The organism is Paenilisteria rustica, assembly GCF_013820765.1.
Classification (GTDB): Bacteria; Bacillota; Bacilli; order Lactobacillales; family Listeriaceae; genus Listeria_A; species Listeria_A rustica.
Window position 1 is genome coordinate 1 of sequence record NZ_JABJVM010000009.1, and the last position, 17,309, is coordinate 17,309.

18 protein-coding genes, 2 tRNA genes and 2 rRNA genes are annotated in these 17,309 nt (G+C 41.4%); 16 read left to right on the plus strand and 6 right to left on the minus strand.

Annotated elements, in window-relative coordinates; translation table 11 throughout:
• The first annotated feature begins 5 nt into the window (after positions 1–5).
• The 5 genes from rrf (HPK16_RS09680) (at position 6) to HPK16_RS09700 (ending at position 1,627) form a co-directional block, all read left to right on the plus strand.
• Positions 6–121, plus strand: a 5S ribosomal RNA gene (rrf, locus tag HPK16_RS09680).
• 10 nt (positions 122–131) lie between these two features.
• Positions 132–204, plus strand: a tRNA-Asn gene (locus HPK16_RS09685).
• Between the two features lie 56 nt (positions 205–260).
• Positions 261–333, plus strand: a tRNA-Thr gene (locus HPK16_RS09690).
• 19 nt (positions 334–352) lie between these two features.
• Positions 353–468 (plus strand): 5S ribosomal RNA (gene rrf, locus HPK16_RS09695).
• Between the two features lie 79 nt (positions 469–547).
• Complete coding sequence (locus HPK16_RS09700; RefSeq protein ID WP_181676777.1) at positions 548–1,627, plus strand: winged helix DNA-binding domain-containing protein; 1,080 nt, start codon at positions 548–550, stop codon at positions 1,625–1,627.
• 41 nt (positions 1,628–1,668) lie between these two features.
• Here HPK16_RS09700 and HPK16_RS09705 read toward each other — a convergent pair whose 3' ends face one another.
• A complete protein-coding gene (locus HPK16_RS09705) occupies positions 1,669–2,562 on the minus strand; it encodes an acetamidase/formamidase family protein (protein ID WP_181676778.1) in 894 nt (297 codons plus the stop codon).
• Positions 2,563–2,929: 367 nt separating this feature from the next.
• Between HPK16_RS09705 and HPK16_RS09710 the strand changes: the two genes are divergently transcribed.
• The 8 genes from HPK16_RS09710 (at position 2,930) to HPK16_RS09745 (ending at position 9,111) form a co-directional block, all read left to right on the plus strand.
• Positions 2,930–3,769 carry an energy-coupling factor ABC transporter ATP-binding protein gene (locus HPK16_RS09710; protein ID WP_181676779.1) on the plus strand — a complete coding sequence of 280 codons (840 nt, stop codon included), beginning with the start codon at positions 2,930–2,932 and terminating at the stop codon, positions 3,767–3,769.
• Entirely contained in the window at positions 3,745–4,617 is an 873-nt protein-coding gene (locus tag HPK16_RS09715; RefSeq protein WP_181676780.1) for an energy-coupling factor ABC transporter ATP-binding protein, read from the plus strand. Before HPK16_RS09710 ends, HPK16_RS09715 begins: the two co-directional genes overlap by 25 nt.
• Positions 4,614–5,411 (plus strand): energy-coupling factor transporter transmembrane component T family protein, encoded by a 798-nt coding sequence (locus tag HPK16_RS09720; protein WP_036080602.1) that lies wholly within the window; start codon positions 4,614–4,616, stop codon positions 5,409–5,411. Before HPK16_RS09715 ends, HPK16_RS09720 begins: the two co-directional genes overlap by 4 nt.
• A 15-nt stretch (positions 5,412–5,426) precedes the next feature.
• On the plus strand, positions 5,427–6,167 hold the full coding sequence (gene truA / locus HPK16_RS09725) for a tRNA pseudouridine(38-40) synthase TruA (protein ID WP_181676781.1): 741 nt from the start codon (positions 5,427–5,429) through the stop codon (positions 6,165–6,167).
• 366 nt (positions 6,168–6,533) lie between these two features.
• On the plus strand, positions 6,534–6,971 hold the full coding sequence (gene rplM, locus HPK16_RS09730) for a 50S ribosomal protein L13 (RefSeq protein ID WP_036095006.1): 438 nt from the start codon (positions 6,534–6,536) through the stop codon (positions 6,969–6,971).
• 21 nt (positions 6,972–6,992) lie between these two features.
• A complete protein-coding gene (gene rpsI, locus HPK16_RS09735) occupies positions 6,993–7,385 on the plus strand; it encodes a 30S ribosomal protein S9 (RefSeq protein WP_036059869.1) in 393 nt (130 codons plus the stop codon).
• A 79-nt stretch (positions 7,386–7,464) separates the two neighbouring features.
• The gene (locus HPK16_RS09740; RefSeq protein WP_181676782.1) at positions 7,465–8,031 is read left to right on the plus strand and encodes a DUF6630 family protein; all 567 of its coding nucleotides are present in this window, start codon (positions 7,465–7,467) and stop codon (positions 8,029–8,031) included.
• Between the two features lie 114 nt (positions 8,032–8,145).
• Positions 8,146–9,111: a tRNA dihydrouridine synthase gene (locus tag HPK16_RS09745; RefSeq protein WP_181676783.1), complete on the plus strand. Its 966-nt coding sequence runs from the start codon at positions 8,146–8,148 to the stop codon at positions 9,109–9,111.
• 47 nt (positions 9,112–9,158) lie between these two features.
• Here the strand turns inward: HPK16_RS09745 and HPK16_RS09750 are convergent, their stop codons facing one another.
• Positions 9,159–10,175 carry a tagatose-bisphosphate aldolase gene (locus HPK16_RS09750; protein WP_181676784.1) on the minus strand — a complete coding sequence of 339 codons (1,017 nt, stop codon included), beginning with the start codon at positions 10,173–10,175 and terminating at the stop codon, positions 9,159–9,161.
• A gap of 295 nt (positions 10,176–10,470) precedes the next feature.
• On the opposite strand from HPK16_RS09750, the gene HPK16_RS09755 reads away from it, so the two are divergent.
• On the plus strand, positions 10,471–11,628 hold the full coding sequence (locus HPK16_RS09755; RefSeq protein ID WP_425487930.1) for a serine hydrolase domain-containing protein: 1,158 nt from the start codon (positions 10,471–10,473) through the stop codon (positions 11,626–11,628).
• A 54-nt stretch (positions 11,629–11,682) separates the two neighbouring features.
• Here HPK16_RS09755 and HPK16_RS09760 read toward each other — a convergent pair whose 3' ends face one another.
• Positions 11,683–12,600, minus strand: coding sequence for an ABC transporter substrate-binding protein (locus HPK16_RS09760; protein ID WP_181676786.1), 918 nt, complete (start codon positions 12,598–12,600; stop codon positions 11,683–11,685).
• A 145-nt stretch (positions 12,601–12,745) separates the two neighbouring features.
• On the minus strand, positions 12,746–13,387 hold the full coding sequence (gene cbpA, locus HPK16_RS09765) for a cyclic di-AMP binding protein CbpA (RefSeq protein ID WP_181676787.1): 642 nt from the start codon (positions 13,385–13,387) through the stop codon (positions 12,746–12,748).
• A gap of 173 nt (positions 13,388–13,560) precedes the next feature.
• Here cbpA and HPK16_RS09770 point away from each other — a divergent pair, with 173 nt between their 5' ends.
• A complete protein-coding gene (locus tag HPK16_RS09770; protein ID WP_181676788.1) occupies positions 13,561–13,863 on the plus strand; it encodes an antibiotic biosynthesis monooxygenase family protein in 303 nt (100 codons plus the stop codon).
• A gap of 49 nt (positions 13,864–13,912) precedes the next feature.
• Here HPK16_RS09770 and HPK16_RS09775 read toward each other — a convergent pair whose 3' ends face one another.
• Together HPK16_RS09775 and HPK16_RS09780 are read right to left on the minus strand one after the other, a co-directional pair.
• Positions 13,913–14,524: a Crp/Fnr family transcriptional regulator gene (locus HPK16_RS09775; protein WP_181676789.1), complete on the minus strand. Its 612-nt coding sequence runs from the start codon at positions 14,522–14,524 to the stop codon at positions 13,913–13,915.
• A 222-nt stretch (positions 14,525–14,746) separates the two neighbouring features.
• The gene (locus HPK16_RS09780; RefSeq protein WP_181676790.1) at positions 14,747–16,186 is read right to left on the minus strand and encodes an AcpB/EbpR/MafR family transcriptional regulator; all 1,440 of its coding nucleotides are present in this window, start codon (positions 16,184–16,186) and stop codon (positions 14,747–14,749) included.
• Positions 16,187–16,576: 390 nt separating this feature from the next.
• Here HPK16_RS09780 and HPK16_RS09785 point away from each other — a divergent pair, with 390 nt between their 5' ends.
• Positions 16,577–17,242: a hypothetical protein gene (locus tag HPK16_RS09785; protein ID WP_181676791.1), complete on the plus strand. Its 666-nt coding sequence runs from the start codon at positions 16,577–16,579 to the stop codon at positions 17,240–17,242.
• Positions 17,243–17,309: the final 67 nt, after the last annotated feature.

Genomic DNA, 17,309 nt, shown 5'->3' on the forward strand with positions numbered 1-17,309 from the left:
CATTGTCTGGTGGTTACGGCGAAGAGGTCACACCCGTTCCCATCCCGAACACGGAAGTTAAGCTTTTCAGCGCCGATGGTAGTAGGGGGCTTCCCCCTGTGAGAGTAGGTCGTCGCCGGGCAATGTATTATTCCACAGTAGCTCAGTTGGTAGAGCAATCGGCTGTTAACCGATCGGTCGCAAGTTCGAGTCTTGCCTGTGGAGCCTTATTTTTGTTTAACTAGAGTTTTGAGGTGTGTTAGAAGTCTGATGATATTAGTGCTTCCATAGCTCAGTAGGTAGAGCACTTCCATGGTAAGGAAGAGGTCACCAGTTCGAATCTGGTTGGAAGCTTTATACGATATAAATAATGTCTGGTGGTTATTGCGAGAAGGTCACACCCGTTCCCATCCCGAACACGGAAGTTAAGTTTCTCAGCGTCGATGGTAGTAGGGGGCTTCCCCCTGTGAGAGTAGATCGTTGCCAGGCAAATGATGTATGATAGTCTATGAAATCGTAATTGATTTGTAGGCTATTTTTTTATGTTTAGAAATGGAGGATGGTTGGTTTGGATCTAGCTGATGTGAGGAATATACGGATTGTTAACTCGGGGTTGGGTAATTCTTTTGAGTCGGTGGTAAGTTGTACAGAAAAGTTGGTCGGGATTCAAGCGCAGTATCAGCAGTTTGGGGAAATCAGTTTATTTCATCGGGTGGATGGGCTGACAAGGGATATATTGGACCAGATATATGCTCAGAATGAAATTATTAAGCTTTGGGGGCAAAGGACTACGGTGCATTTGTATGTACCAGAGGATTGGAAAAACTTACACGAGATTTATTCGCCTAGAAGAACGTGGGTTAGGAAGCATTGTGAGGAGTTAGGTGTGGATTTGGATGATTTGTTGGTGAGAATCGACAAGCTTGGAAGATCGGAACGGTTTGTATCGAAAGAAGAGCTGGCTAGTTTGATGGGGGATCAGGCTAAAAAGTTAATGACCTGGGGTGGTGTCTTGATTGAGGCTTCTTTGCTGGGTCAGATTTATGCTGTGCCGCAGAGGCCGAGTACGCGATTTTATGCGCATCGGAAATGGGTGGATGGGATATCGCAGGATTCATGGCAGGATAATGTGGATGAATATGCAATAGATAGGTTTTTATCTCGGTATTTAGCTTGCTATGGTCCTGCTACTTTGGCTGATTTTAAGCATTGGAGTGGTTTGCCGAACTATGCGTTTTTGGATGCTTTTCGTAGGATTGAGGGGCGATTGGATCGTTTTGATATTGATGGGAAGGTTTACTATTATCCTCAGGGTGAATTAGATTTAAGTAGGCAGGAAGTGATTCCACAGGTGAAATTGCTTGGGAAATTTGATCCTCTTTTTGTGAGTTTTGCTGATAAGGGGTGGCTTGCAGATGTGAAATATGAGAGGGAGATTTGGAGGACTGCGGGGCATATTGAGGCTGTACTTCTGATTGATGGGCAAATTCGAGGGACGTGGCGGTATGAGATTAAGGGGGAGACGATTGGCTTTACTTGTTATACTTTTGGGCGGATTTCCACAAGTGATAAGAAGCGTGTTGGTGTTGAGGCAGAACGGTTGTCGGAGTTTCTTGGGAAGAAGTTGCAGGGAATTGTATATGAATAAAAACACAACCGGATTGTTTTGCACCGATTGTGTCGCATTCTTTATAAAAATGGGTTTTCAGACCAGTATTGGAGTGGTAGTTCCATGCGTGCGGTCTTGTTTGGATCAACCACTTGGCAGATTCGAAGGTCACCTGCGAGTGAAAGCAGCATGATGGCTTCGGCTTGTGTTGCCTTTGTTGCGTCTGTCAAAAGTTGAACCATGTTCTTTGTTGCAATTAAGCTGGCGTCGTCGAGTGTTGGTGCGGACGCGATGGTGATGATTTTTTCGTCGTTGATTAGACTCGGTGTTGGCCAGTTTTTATTTTTAACTACTTGGAGACGCATCGTGATTTGGCTAGCAATTTCGGCACCGGAAACAGATACTTCTCCGTCCGCCATTGCAGCGTGTACGTCACCAAGCGCGAGTAGAGCGCCAGAGACGTTAACTGGAAGGAATAGTGTTACGCCTTCTGTGATCTCTTTGCAGTCCATATTGCCGCCGTGCGCGTCTGGTGTGCCACATGAGATAGGTTTGCCGGCTGGTGCAGTTCCGATAACGCCAATCATTTTGTTTACAGGAACGGTGATTTCTTTTGAAAAAATAAGTTGGTCATTTACAATTGGAAACTGGCGGATGGTGTTTTCTGTTAGGTCATCACCAAGGACGCCTAAATTTGGACCCGTTAACATTGTTGCGTCGCCAATTAATTGAATTTTCTCTATAGTTACAGCCAGTATGTCTCCAGGTTCTGCATCCTTGATGAAAATAGGACCAGTTGCTGGATTTACTCTATTCCAATCAAGGCGATGGAATGGCTGATGTTCGGATTTAATTTGGTTTTCAAAGCAGTCGTAGGTTTCTATCGTAACTACTGCGCCATTATCAACTGTCATGCTTGGTTCTGCGTTCTTATCCATTGCATAAATAACGTGTTGTTTCGTCGTGGGATGCATCAAAATTTCTCCTTTCTTTTAGAGTGGTGGTGCTTCAAGTAACAATGAATAATTAAATTTATTGGAGTACTTTGATAAAGTATAGCATCTCTCTAAAACGAAGTACATGGACATATTGTGAACAGTTTGAGTCGTATTGTTTGCTTTTAACGGCTTTTATTGCTTAGAATGCTAGATATATTTTGGAGATGCTTATTTACTGCGGTTTTTGGGTGTTTTTTCGCTGATTTCGAAGGCCTTAAAATATGAAAAATACTTTTATTTTGTTTGTGTGATTGCGTGGATAGAAAAACCTTTCTTTGCGTGGGGTGTTTTTTTGTACTATAATAAGCAGGGTATAGGATCGTGTGAGAGTGAGGTGTGCGTGATGTCGGATGATTTCGTGAAATTGGATCACGTTAGTTATAAATATGAGGATGAAGATGTTTTCGCGGTGAAGGATGTTTCTTTTACGGTGAAAAGGGGCGAGTGGTTGGCGCTGGTCGGGCATAATGGGTCTGGAAAGTCGACGATTGCAAAACTCTTGAACGGCTTGCTATTCCCGACAGAGGGCATGGTCAAAATTGGACACTTTAAATTGGGTGAAAAAACGATTTGGGATATTCGGAAGCAGGTTGGGATGGTTTTTCAAAATCCGGATAATCAGTTTGTTGGCGCGACGGTGCAGGATGATGTGGCGTTTGGGCTCGAGAATCACGGTGTGCCGCATGAATTGATGGTGAAACGCGTGGAGAGTGCGCTGGACGAGGTCGGAATGCAAGGTTACGCATTACATGAGCCGTCTCGTCTTTCGGGCGGTCAGAAGCAGCGTGTGGCGATTGCTGGGGTTCTTGCTTTGCAGCCGGATGTGATTATTTTGGATGAGGCGACATCGATGCTTGATCCGCGTGGTCGTGCCGAGGTGATGGAAACGATTCGCATAATGCGGGAACGTGAGGCAATTACGGTGATTTCGATTACGCATGATTTGGATGAGGTCGTGATGGCGGACCGGGTTATCGTGATGAATAAAGGCGAGCGGCACCTCGAGGGAACGCCAAAAGAGGTTTTTGCGCAGGCAGATGAAATGCGGCGAATCGGGCTTGGTGTACCTTTTATAACGTCGTTGCAGGAAAAATTAGAGCAGTCAGGGGTTACGCTAGCGGATCGGAGCTTGATGGAAGGGGCGTTGATGGATCAGTTATGGACATTACATTCGAACAAGTAGGTTATTGTTATCAGAAAAATTCTCCTTTTGAGACGCGAGCGCTTCAGGATGTCAACGTAACGATTGAATCTGGGAGTTATACAGCGATTATTGGGCATACGGGCTCTGGAAAGTCGACGTTATTGCAGCATTTGAATGCATTGTTATTGCCGACGGAGGGTACCGTGACACTTGGTGATCGGGTTATTAAGGCTGGCGAAAAGCAAAAGGGATTGCGTGATTTGCGGGAACGTGTGGGCATTGTTTTTCAGTTTCCAGAGGCACAGTTATTTGAGGAGACGGTGGAAAAGGATATTTGTTTTGGACCGCTTAATTTTGGTGTGTCGGAAGAAGATGCGAAGGCACGGGCACGTAAGGTGATCGTTGAGGTCGGATTGACGGAGGAAATTTTGACGCGTTCGCCGTTTGAACTTTCTGGTGGTCAGATGCGACGTGTGGCGATTGCTGGTGTTTTGGCGATGGATCCGCGGGTTTTGGTGCTTGACGAACCGACGGCTGGGCTCGATCCGAACGGGCGTAAGGAGATCATGGAGATGTTCGCGACGCTGCACAGGACGAAAGGGCTGACGACGGTTCTTGTGACGCATAGTATGGAAGATGCGGCGACTTACGCGGAAAAAGTAATTTTGATGAAAGGCGGAACGGTGGAACGAGTGGCGACACCTCGGGAAATTTTTAGTCAGCCGGATGCGTTGACGGATTTAGGACTCTCGGTTCCGGATGTGGTGCATTTTCAACGGAATTTTGAGCAACGATTTGCGGTGAAGCTTGAGAAAACGTGTTTGACGATTGATGAATTGGTGGGAGAAATGGTGCCGTACCTTGGGAAGGGTGTGGCGAGCCAATGATGGAGAAGATGATTCTCGGTCGGTTTATCCCCGGCGAATCATGGTTACATCGTCTCGATCCTCGTGCAAAAATTACAGCCGTGATGTATTTTATTATCATCGTGTTTCTCGCGAATAATTGGCTTACATATGCGTTATTATTTGTGTTTGTACTGAGTTTGCTATTTGCGTCACGTGTGCCGTTTATGTTCTTTATAAAAGGGCTGCAACCGGTGTTTTGGCTGATTATCTTGACGCTGTTGTTGCAGGTGTTTTTTACGCAGGGTGGAACGACGTATTTTGAGTGGGGACCGATTCACGTGACGAGTCTCGGATTGATGAACGGGGCGATGATTTTTGCGCGTTTTGTGTTGATTATATTTATGACAACGCTATTGACGCTTACGACGAGTCCGATTGAGCTGACGGATGGGATTGAGAACATGCTGGCATTGCTACGATTTGTGCGGTTTCCAGTGCATGAATTGGCGCTGATGCTTAGTATTGCGCTTCGGTTTATTCCGACGCTAATGGACGAAACGGAGAAAATTATGAAGGCGCAAAAGGCCCGCGGGGTGGAGTTTTCAAGTGGTCCAATCAAAGACCGGATGAAGGCGATTGTGCCGCTGCTCGTACCACTTTTTATCAGTGCTTTTAAACGCGCGGAGGATTTGGCGATAGCGATGGAAGCGCGTGGGTATCGTGGCGGTAAGGGCAGGACGAAATTTAGACTGCTTGCGTGGCGGTTTTCGGATACATTTTTGCTGGTGATGATGTTGGTTGTAACGGCATTGTTGGTTTGGCTGCGATCATAAGATGAGGTGTAACAAATGAAGCGATTTAAGGCAGTAATTCAATATGATGGGACTAATTTTGTCGGTTATCAGATTCAGCCGAATGGGCGAACGGTGCAGGAGGAAATTGAAAAAGCGCTATTGCGGATGCATAAAGGTGACGTGGTGAAGATTGTCGGCTCTGGGCGAACAGATACGGGCGTTCATGCAAAAGGTCAGGTGATTCATTTCGATTCACCGCTTGCGATACCACCGGCAAAATATCGGAAGGCTTTGCAGACTTTCACGCCATATGATATTAGTATTGTTTCTGTGGAGGAAGTGGATAACGATTTTCACGCGCGCTTTGGGACGATTGGAAAAGAATATCGCTATTTTGTTCAGCGTTCGGAGTTTTTTGACCCGTTTGCGCGACATTTTACGTTGCATTTTCCTTATAAATTAGATATTTCACGGATGCGTGAGGCGGCGGATGTTTTGACTGGTGAGCATGATTTTACGAGTTTTTGTGCTGCTGGATCTGGTCGTGAGGATAAAGTTCGGACGATTTATGCGATTGAGATTACCGAAGAGGAAGATACGCTGATTTTTTCTTTTAAAGGAAACGGTTTTTTGTATAACATGGTCCGGATTTTGGTTGGAACGTTACTTGATGTTGGGAATGATCGGTTGACGGTGGCGCAGGTCAAAGCGAATTTAGAGGCGCGAGATCGGACGCAAGGTGCCAAAACAGCGCCGCCACAGGGATTATACTTATGGGAAGTCTACTATAAGTAAAATCAGCGCGCCGACAAACACTCATCTACGTCGTTAAAGACTCCGTTCCAGTGCTCATGTACAAATCGTACATTCCGCGCTGGTACTCGCCTTTGCCTAGTATCTGAGCATTTGTCAGCGCGCTGATAAGTTTTGCGGAAAACAGACGGCTTTAAAGTAGTTTGAAATTTTTTCTTCAATCGCATTGACTTTTGACGATAAAGACTGTATTATTGACTATGGTATTGTTTGCCCCACAATAAGCCCCGGAAGGTTGTTGTGTTGAACAAAACAATGGAAATTTTAATAAATCAAATCGAAAAGCAGATCGTGGGCTATGGAACAGTTTACTGATCGCATTTTTCTTAAAATCTAGGAGGGAAAATTATGCGTACGACTTATATGGCGAAAACAGGCGAAGTAGAACGTAAATGGTATGTTGTTGATGCTACAGGTATTCCGCTTGGCCGTTTATCTAGTGAAGTAGCTTCAATCTTACGTGGTAAAATTAAACCACAATTTACTCCTCATGTTGATACAGGGGACTTCGTAATTATTATTAATGCAGGTAAAATTGCTCTAACAGGTAAGAAAGCAACTGACAAAATTTACTACCGTCACTCTCAATATCCAGGCGGTTTGAAATCACGTACAGCGGGTGACCTACGTACGAATAATCCTGAGAGATTACTTGAACTTTCTATCAAAGGAATGCTTCCAAAGAATTCTCTAGGACGTCAAATTTTCAAGAAATTACACGTTTATGGTGGCGCTGAGCACGAACATGCAGCTCAACAACCAACAGTGTATCAATTACGCGGATAATTAGAAGAGGAGGGAAATATAGTGGCTCAAGTACAATATTATGGAACAGGTCGTCGTAAAAGCTCAGTAGCTCGTGTACGTTTAGTACCAGGCGATGGCAAAGTAATTATTAACGGTAGAGATTGGGAAGATTACATTCCATTCGCGGCTCTTCGCGAAGTTATTAAACAACCATTAGTTGCAACTGAAACTCTAGGAAACTATGATGTTTTAGTAAACGTAAACGGTGGTGGTTATACTGGTCAAGCTGGAGCAATCCGTCACGGTATTTCACGTGCATTGCTACAAGTTGCACCAGATTACCGTTCTCCATTAAAACGTGCAGGTCTGTTAACTCGTGACCCACGTATGAAAGAACGTAAAAAACCAGGTCTTAAAGGCGCGCGTCGTGCACCTCAGTTCTCAAAACGTTAAGACAAATTTTTCAAGGCTCTCATCTTTTGGATGGGGGTCTTTTTCTAGTTATATTTTAAATTTTGGAGGGGAGGATAATATGGGGATGCTTGGTTTCTTTAAGAAGAAAAAATTCGATATGGATGCAGTTGACTATAGTAAGCTGATAGAAATTGCAAGGATTTTAAGTAATGACAACAAGGGGTTAGTTGATGATGCTACTTTAATGGCGAATGATTATGAAAAATTTCGGCAAACGAATGATAAATGGTGTTCGGAAATGTGGGAAGACTCCTTAGATAGTCACAGTGCGAGATTGTTAATTGCTGCTTACTGGTTTGTTGGTTATGAGACAGCGCATCAATTTGGTGCATATATTGATTGGAAAGAGGAGACTGAAGATATTTTATGGCAACTTAAAAGCACGATTGATAGCTTGGGTTATTCACTTAATCTCAATAAAATTATTTTTACGGGAGAAGAACCTACTGATGAGGCGTTGGATAAGATAAATGAATATTTTTTGGCGGAAGGTTATACGTTGGTAACACTGGATACAGACAGTGATTGCTATCATCTTTTTATTGTGCCTAATGAGAAAATGGATAGGTTGATTTATTTGGGGCAGTCGATTGGTTATAGATTTTTCTATGATTATAAGGATTGAGTTTTGTGGAAAATGAAAATTGGTGATTGATGCTATTGATTTTTTCTAGTATTATTAGTAGAATAACCATGTTTTTACGGAAGTAACAGAGTTTATTGAAATGGAGATTGAATCATGACAACTAATTTTTGGGCAGAGTTGCCGAAGCCTTTTTTTGTTTTAGCACCAATGGAGGATGTGACGGATGTTGTTTTTCGACATGTTGTGAAAGAGGCTGGTGCGCCGGATGTCTTTTTTACTGAGTTTACGAATTCGGATAGTTATTGTCATCCTGATGGTATTGAGAGTGTGCGTGGGCGGTTGGTTTTTACGGAGGATGAGCAGCCGATTGTGGCGCATATTTGGGGGGATAAGCCTGAGTTTTTCCGAGAAATGAGTATTGGTTTGGCGGAGATGGGTTTTAAAGGTATCGATCTTAATATGGGATGCCCAGTTCCGAATGTCGCGGGGCGTGGAAAGGGTAGTGGTCTTATTTTGCGGCCGGAAGTGGCGGCGGATTTGATTGAAGCGGCGAAGGCTGGTGGGATACCTGTCAGTGTCAAAACGCGTATTGGTTATGCTGAATTGGATGAGTTAGAGGATTGGATTACGCATTTGCTTGAGCAGGATATTGCAAATTTATCTGTTCATTTGCGGACTCGGAATGAGATGAGTAAGGCCGATGCGCATTGGGAACTGATTCCTCAAGTGATGGCGATTCGGGATCGTGTGGCGCCTCAGACGCTGATTACGATTAATGGGGATATTCTGGACCGCGAAATGGGCTTAGAACTTGCGGAGAAATATGGCGTGGATGGTATTATGATTGGTCGCGGCATTTTCAAGAATCCTTATGCATTTGAAAAGGTGAAGAAGGAACATACGGCGCAGGAGTTGATTGGATTGTTAGAAATGCAATTGGATTTGCAAGATCAATTTGCTGAGTTGGTTCCGCGTTCGATTACAGGATTGCATCGCTTCTTTAAGATTTATGTGAAGGGGTTTCCAGGTGCGAATGATCTGCGAATCCAATTGATGGGGACGAAATCGACGGAAGAGGTTCGGCAAGTATTAGCTGAGTTTCGAAATACTGATAATTAAAGCAAAAAAATCCTCGAAACTAATCGGGGATTTTTTGCTGTTACTTATTATTGTTTTTCAACGACGTGTACATCTTCAAATGAGCCGTATTTAGACCACCATGGAGATGCGCCAGCGTTTAGCAAGCCGTCAAGAGATGTGATGTTTTCTTTACCTTGCGTACGTAACCATTCACGCAAAGCATCGTCGCCTTGTTTGCCATAGACTTCAATACCATCTTTCCATGTTGCACGGCCGCATAATACACCGCTGTATTGCACTTTATGTTCATTCGCAAAGGCAATCGTTTTATGGAAAAGTTCCGCCGTCACGCCAGCACTCAAATAAATGAATGGCAGTGGGCTTAAATCGGAACATTCTTCAAAATGGCGTCCAGCTTCTTCTTTTGAATAAACGGTTTCGCCATCCGTAAAGCCTTCTACATATTTGAAGTTCACTGGGACTTCGAGTTTAAGTACGTCCACACCATAACGCGGTTTGGAGAATTCTTTGATCGATGCTTTCACTTTCGCAGGTTTCAGTTTCGCGTATTCGGCGCTGGCTGAATCGGTTACTTTTGCATCGTACGTAATCGGTTCTAGGAAGAATGGGATATCGACTTCGCGACACTCGGCGCCAATTCTTTCTAGGAACGCGTATTTAATTTCATTGATTTCAGCAGGCTCATCTGGATCATAATATACTAAAATTTTCACTGCATCGCCACCGCTTTCTTTGATACGGAGTGCGGATAGGTCAGCGATTAAATCGGGAAGTTTACCAGGAGTTGTGGCATCGTAGCCAGTTTTTTCATAAGATGTTAGTAGGCCGCAGTTCTCATTACGTGCTTTGATGGCTGGCGTACCGTATTGAAGATCCAGCAGAATCGCGGATGCGTATGGTGTCAATTCTTCGGAAACCATTTGTTTGAAATCTTCTACATCTTTGTCGCTTTCGGAACCTTTTGCCTCTTGAATCATTTTCTTGAGGGAGCCGCGTTGGTCAATTGCTAGCGCAGCAATAATTCCTTTATCATTGGAAAGTCTTTGTAAACCATCGAATTTACCTTTTGTAATTTGTACCATAACTCTAATCTCCTTCTTTCTTTTTCTATTAGAACGCATACCTCATTACAATACCCTGATAAAATGGGGCGCAAACCTAGATTTGCCCTTTGAATCCTGTCCTTACACACCCTATTTTAACACCGAAATTGTTATATGCAAAATAATTTGGGAATCTGGTTGCATTTTTGGCCTGAATGGTCTAGTATTTTGAGTAGGAGTTGTGCAAACTGGAGAATTGTATTGTGTCAAAATTCGTGGGGACGAAGCGAGCAATTTTACTAAGAAATGAGGACAAAGCATGGCAAATCAGCAAATGAGCCGCTCCTCGAAACGGCGCAACAAAAAGAAACGTGATTTTTATATTGGTATTGGGTTGATTTTTGTATTATTGGCAGTGATTTTTGTGGCTGTGAAATGGATAACACCGGCAGATTTGGAAAAAGCAGACGAGAAGAAGAGTGAGGAAAAGGCACCTGCGAAGCCGAAGCAAGTAGCACCGAAAAAACAGGTGGAGAAGGAAACGGCGACGGTTGCCGATAACAAGGAAATTGACGAATATTTAGAAGGCCTGGGCTTTAGTGGGACGGCGCTTGTATATCGTGAGGGCAAGATTGTGCTGAATAAGGGGTATAAAGTGGCGAATCGGGATACGGATGTAGCGAACACGCCGGATACCGTATATTATATTGGATCTTCTCAGAAAGCGGTCATTGCAACAGCGATATTGCAGTTAGAAGAGCGTGGCAAGCTGAATGTTGATGATACGGTCGCAACTTATTTACCGGATTTTCCAAATGGGAACCGCATAACGCTGCGAAATTTGCTGAATCACACGTCAGGCATTGTCGGACACACGGAGGAAAATGTGAAAATTACACCGGAGGACTTGATCAAGGATATTGAGTCACAAGGGATTAAACGCCAGCCGGGAAAATGGGATTATAATGATTCGAATTATAGCGTGTTAGCTTATATTGTGGAGCAGTTGAGTGGGGAAAAACTGCTAACATACGTGCAAAAGAATATTTTTGAACCTGCGGGGATGAAGCATTCGGGAATTTATACAACGTTTGAGAAGGAAAAGAAGCCGTCAGTGGGGTATAGTATTCAGAAAGATGGAACTTTCGAGAAACCATATTTACCAGATTTATCGCAACTTTATGGATGTGGCGATATGTACATGAGCGCGACGGATATGTATTTGTTTGACCGGGCATTGTCGGAACGAAAATTGATTAATGATGCGAGTTTCGAGAAGATGTTCACGGCGGGAAGTACTTCGGGATACGGAATGGGATTCTATGCTGATCCTGGAAGCTATAATAGTCACGGGGTTTTGAGTGGCTGGAATGTATCGAATAGCTTTAGCCATAGTGGGAAAACGGTCGTAGTGCTACTATCGAATATTCAAAATAACATTAAATCATTTGGCAAGGTGAATAATCGGATTTACCAGATTTTGAATAATTAAATAAAACCAGTATTAGATACGTTTTGGGAGGCGTATCTAATACTGGTTTTTATATTATTTATTTGTTATTTTGTCGATTGCATCTTGCATTTGGTATTCTCTGGATGGTGCTGTGTAGTTACTCCACTCATCGCTGTTAACAGGGTATACGTGTTTTGCTTTAACTGCTGGGATGTCTTTCCAAATTCCTGTTAGCAGGGTGTTTAGTTCGTCAGTTGATTTGCCTTCTGGTGTTAGGATGAATAGCTGATCAGCATCGCTAACGTAGTCTGGAATGGCTTCTGAGGAGATGGCTTTCGTTTCTTTATTCTTTTTGGCTGCTTCTGTTGGTGTGAAACCAGCGCCAGTGTAGAGGCCGTCAAATACGATTGGGTCATGGATGTAGATTTCTTTACCCCAAAATTGGACTACGGCAGCTTTTTGGTTTTCGATGCCAGCGTCTTTTAGTGTTGCTTTGGCTTCTTTTGATTCTTTTGCGTATTTTTCTTGGTATGTTTTTTCGGCGTCTTTTGCATTGACTAAATTAGCGATATCAGCAAGTTGCTCGTCTGGTGTCACGCCGAATTTTGTTGCATAAACGGGTGCGATTTTTTCCAGATTCGTCAACATATCTTTTTGATAATCGGAAATGATGATTAAATCGGGTTTTAGAGAAGCAATTTTCTCCACATTTGGCTTGTCGCCACCGATATTTTCAACGCCTTTTAGGAAGTCTGGGTAGATTCCCATGTAATAATCCGTTGTGGCAAGTGGTTTAATGTCTAGCGCGTAAAGTTCCCCTGCATTTTGAATGGCCACAATTTTCTTCGGTGTTGCTGGTAGTACCACTTTACGATCTAGTGCATCGGTTAGTGTGCGCGCCTTGTCTTCCGTCTTCGCCTCGTCACTCGAGCCTGAACCCCCACATGCTGCAAGTACTAGTCCTAACGTTAAAACAACGAGTAGAAGTGCTGTTAATCTTCTCTTTTTCATCCTTAAACCTCCTGTAATTGAAAACTATTCTCAATAAGATAATTATAGAGGTAGTTTCGGGAATATTCAAGGGGTTTGGGAAAATAATTTTTTGCGCATACAAAAAGCCGAATCTGTTGACCCGACTTTTGTATCTATATCTTGTTTATTTACTGAGCTTCAAATGTTCGACTTCGATGACGCGTAGCCCTTTTCGCTCAAGGTTGGCGACAATCGTGTCTTTTTCTGCTTCTGTGATGCCTGCGGGTAACGTCACGAGAACGCGGCGGATGTAGTCTTCTACTTGAGAATCCATCGTAATCAGGCTGGCAATCGTTGTGTGCTTGTCGATAATTTTTGTGATTTTGGTTAGAGAGCCAGGGACTTCACCGGTTGCGATGGTTAGAACGTAGCTCCCTGAATCGATATTCCAAGCGTCTTGCAAAACACCGAGCAATTTACCGTGTGTTAAAATACCGTAAAAATCGCCTTGTTCATTTAGGACCGCAATGTATGGCAGTTCTTTGATTGTGAAGAAAACCTCGAAAAAAGAAGAATTAATGCCAATATGTTTCGTTTGGTTTTTGATGAGACTTGTGACTGGATCTGATAAGTCACCTCCATTTGCGGCATGACGATAAATATGCATTTTGTAAATATTCCCGATGAATTTCTCGCCTTTATTATCTAGAACGGGAACGCAACGATAGCCGGCTTCTTCCAAAATGTCCAGCGTTTCTTTGAGTGTTGCGGTTTCGGTAATGGTCGTTAGGTTGATTTTAGGGATGCAAAGATTTTTAATCAACATATTTCGGTCACTCCAATCTCTTTAGTATAGGATACGTCTCTTTTATTCTAACCCAAGTTGTTGCATTTGTATAGAAATCACTGTATGAATTAGTTGACAGGCAAAGGGGTGTCCATTAGAATAGAGAAAACATCATTGATAATGATTATCAGTGAGAAAGAGTAGGTGGCGTTATGCATATTGAGACAGTGAGTATTGAGTTTGAAACTGGTAATAAGGAGAAAATGTTGCAATCTGTGGCGCATCATCGTGAAGAAATGGCCGAATTTGAAGGTTTTTTAGGATATGAGGTTTGGTTGAAGGAAGGCGCGCGGAAGTCGACGGTGATGAATGTGTCGCGCTGGGCGTCGAAGGAGCAGTTTACGGTATGGATGAAGCAGCATCGTGATTTCCACCGGGAGATGAAGCGGACTGGTGGCGGCTCAGAGTTGGTTGTGACACGGCAGACGGGATCGTATGATATGATTATGATGTGAAATGAAAATAAACGCTAAACCAATTTGTAGGGACTGGTTTAGCGCTTTTTTAAGCGTAGACTAAAATGACGCGTCTACTATACATAATTTTTCCTTCATCGTGTAGCTTGTTTAGAGTAAGTGTAAGGCTAGACAATCGAATCCCTGTATAATCTGAGAGAATCTTTTTTGTGAAGAATACTGGCAATCTGCGGGCTTCTTGGTCTGTCGAGGATTCTCCAAAACGTGATGCTAGCCAGCGTAAAGATAGAATCAGTTTATTAGGATTATTCAATTTCATGATACTTATTTTTTTCATGAGGCTGTCGTGTATGTTCATAGCATGTTTGTTATATAGTAAAAAACCGTTTCTAGTAAGTGATATTTTAGCGAAAACATCTTGTAGTTCAAATTTCCAAACTGTCGCGGTTTTCGATAACACTTCGCCGTGCATGGGAGAATCGTTATCTGTATAGAAGCCAATAAAATGATCTGTTGTTGAAAAATCAAGGATAGTATCACCTCTGTGGACTGCAATTATTCCATCAGAAATACCAAAAATATAGTGAGATTTACTTATAGCATCTTCTAAATCTAACTTATCACCCTTATGAAGATACTGCTGTTCACTCTTAATTGGCATAATTGCGTCATCTAATAAAAATGTTAAAAATTTTTGCATAGTATCCCTCCAATATTTGGTGCGCGCTCACTGGACTAGTTATATTTCGTCCTTAACTCGTATATCTAATTTAGCATGAATCATTTATAAAATTGGAGTTTTCCACAAAAATATAGAAAAACTAAAATTATATGTAACATTTTTATTAAATACATATACTGCACCAGAAAGAAGCCCGAATCTCGGATAAAAGATTTTGGCTTTTTTTTGGTGCCTAGATTTTTATTTAATAAAGTTTCGCAGCATCTCAAAATCTAGGTTTGTCGGTGGTGAATTCCAGGTTAGTATCTCGACTGACGTTTTTTCTGAAATTGGAAAGTCCGTGATAATCAAGTCGCAATCGATATCATCCAGTACGTTATTATTATTTGAAAAAACAAGATATTCTTCAGAAAAGTTCTGCCTAATTTGGTATCTTAAAAGTTCTTCCCACATATAACCATGCTTAGAAATCACTTTTAAATGTAGTTTCTCATGTTGTTGACTCAGTAGTGAAGAAATATTGAGCAGTTCGTGCACATAGGGCAAAATGGCTTTCATATTTTCGCGAATAAACTCTAAATCCTTCGAGTATGTGCTTACTTCCAGTAGTTTTTTTTCTATTTTTTGTTCATCAATCTGATTTATTTTATTTTTATTCTCATATTCCTCGATTTCAAGGATGTACGCCGTTTTACCGACGAGAGTATATTTTCCAAAGAAGCTGAGTAAGTTTGCTGTTACAAATTTGGAGTCTTTTTCATCTACATTGGAAAGTCCTACAAGTTCTTCTGCTGCTTTATAGCGCATGGGACGAAATGTCTTGTAGTAATTTAAAATCCTATTCAAAGATTCAGTTTTTGAATAGGTAAAGGAAACGAGAAATAGAGATAAATAAATAATTGATCTTTCGTTCAATGTAATTTTCTGTGAAAGGAGGCTTTCTAAATCGGTAAAATCCATTTTTTCGATTTCAAAAAAGTGGATAATCTGTTGCCAATATATGAGTTGTTTTTCGGTAAGGTCTAAAGGATGATTGGTTTGGATTCTTTTAAGATGGATACCTATGGCGATTGCATAATCATTTTTAGCTATGGGGGACAGGCGTACTCCTAAGAATTTTTCCATTTTATAAATATAAGTATAGATTTGTTCTCTGGGTATTTCTTTGAATAGCCAGCCTGAGCGAGGGTTGGATCTATCAAATATATGGAAATAAAAAAATCGGATAGATAACTCATTTCCCAGAATTTCAATGGGTGTTTTGTTTAGAATTAATCTATTCTCAGCTAGCAAATTATCCAATTCTTCTAGTTTGTTATAGATGAGGGATTTACTAATATACTCTTTATTTGCAAAGCTTGTAGGGGTTTCTTTATCCTCATTTAACGTAGATAATGCGATTCGATAGGCTTGGCTGTTATAAATCATCGTTGCTGTTATCAGGGAGAAGTTTGTTTTATTATCTCGTGATAAGAAAATCCATTTAGCTTTGTATGTTTGAATTTCTAAAGTTTCTTCAGAGAAAAAGTTGTTTATTCCAGTGATATCTTTGTTCAATGTTAATTCACTTATTTCAAGATAATTCGCGGCCTCTTTTTTAGAAACATACTCATTTTTGAAAAACAATAAACTTATTAAACGTAGTTGTCTATAATCTGATTTAGTCAATATTTTTTGCATGAAAAGCACTCTCCTTTGTATTAGACAAATCTTAGTCCGACAATTTTGTAGGAATAAACAATTAAGTATAGGAGCTATTGAGGTCAAAAAGCAAACTTTAAGTAGTTTCCAAAGATATCGTGAAAAGGATAAGTTTTCTGGAATATATGGGGTTTTTGCGATTTATGATGCTATCATGAGGTATACCACGAAGAGAACATTCACCGTTTAGACAAAAATAGCATGGAATAAGACGCTACCTAGATACATCTACACACGACAGCTAGGAAAAGGAAAATTACTATATAAAAAGAAATATTCTTTACGAAAAAAGCACTTTTAACACACTATTAGTTCACATGTTGAAATTATATACTAAATGAGTAGTTAAACGAAAGGGAGGTTACGAGGATGGATTTTCTTACAGTCCATGGGCTGTTACTAAGAGAGCCTAATTTACTAGCAACATTATTGCAAAAGTCTAATTGGAAGCGACGATATAAAGACTATTACGATGTGAAAGTACTGGAACATGGTCAAACTTCACTTTTTGATGAGACTGGGAAAATCATTCATATTATAGAGGGAAAGTTACTTCAACAAATTACTAATTCGAAAACAGATAAGAATACAATTAATGCGATATGGACAAAAGATGATTGTGTTTTCCATAATGTTTTTCAGTCGAACGATTATGAATATATAGCACTCGGAGATGTGACATTAGAGATTTTTGATGCTCAAATAGTATTACAAGAAATATCGAAGCACCCATTTTTCCCAGATCTTTTAATTGATAATATGAAACGGTTAGAAGATAATTTTTTTCAATATTCAAAAATGTTAACTAAGGGAACAGATGAAAGGATAAGGGATGTCATTCGCAGGCTCTCCAAAAAAGGCAAAGAAGGATACTATATTCCGAAATTCGTGAATTATGCGTTACTTGCGAAGTGTTGTCAGATTACGTCACGAACGGCTAAGAGTAAGTTAAAGGAGTTAGAGAACACACATCAAATAGTGCAACTAAACGGCAATCGAGTTCTTCGTTTTGAAACAGTTGCTTCGGGTTTATAAGTTCGCCCAGCCCATAAAAAACTTAAATCTTATCGTGGAGGAGAATATTTAAAAAGATGGGTTACCA